Genomic DNA, 467 nt, shown 5'->3' with positions numbered 1-467 from the left:
GGCGGTGGCCTGCTGCGCGCGCGAGGTGGCGGCAATCTCGGCCACCGAGGTGGAGACCTGCAGCGAGGACTGCTGGGCCTGCGCGACCAGCGAGGTGATCTCGTCGGCCATGCGGTTGAAGCCGGTCTCGAGCGTGCCGAACTCGTCGCGCCGGCCGAGCTGCAGGCGCCGGGTCAGGTCGCCGGTGCGCATCACGTCGTGCACGCCGACCAGTTCCGCCATCGGCCGCATCACCGCGCGGTACAGCAGCCAGCCCATCACCAGCGCGGCCACCAGTTCGACGGCCACTACCGTGGCCAGCGTGATCTGCGTGCTCGACACCGATTCGCGGATCGACTGCGCCGACTGATCGGCGAAGCTGCGATTCTCGGTAACCAGGATATTGGCATTGCGGATCACGTCCTCCCACACCGGCGTGCAGCGCGCGTAGGCGCTCACCGCGTCGGCATGCGAGCCGCTGCGTGCCT

The 467-nt window shown here is 69.6% G+C and carries 1 protein-coding gene; it reads right to left on the bottom strand.

Annotated features, from left to right (window positions below; genetic code table 11):
* On the bottom strand, positions 1–467 hold a 467-nt coding region (locus tag HWY05_RS37845), incomplete at both ends, for a methyl-accepting chemotaxis protein (protein ID WP_176061499.1).

This window comes from Paraburkholderia sp. BCC1876, assembly GCF_902833695.1.
In the GTDB taxonomy this organism is placed as follows: Bacteria; Pseudomonadota; Gammaproteobacteria; order Burkholderiales; family Burkholderiaceae; genus Paraburkholderia.
The sequence above is the reverse complement of the archived record's forward strand: the minus strand, read 5'-3'. Positions and strand labels throughout refer to the sequence as shown.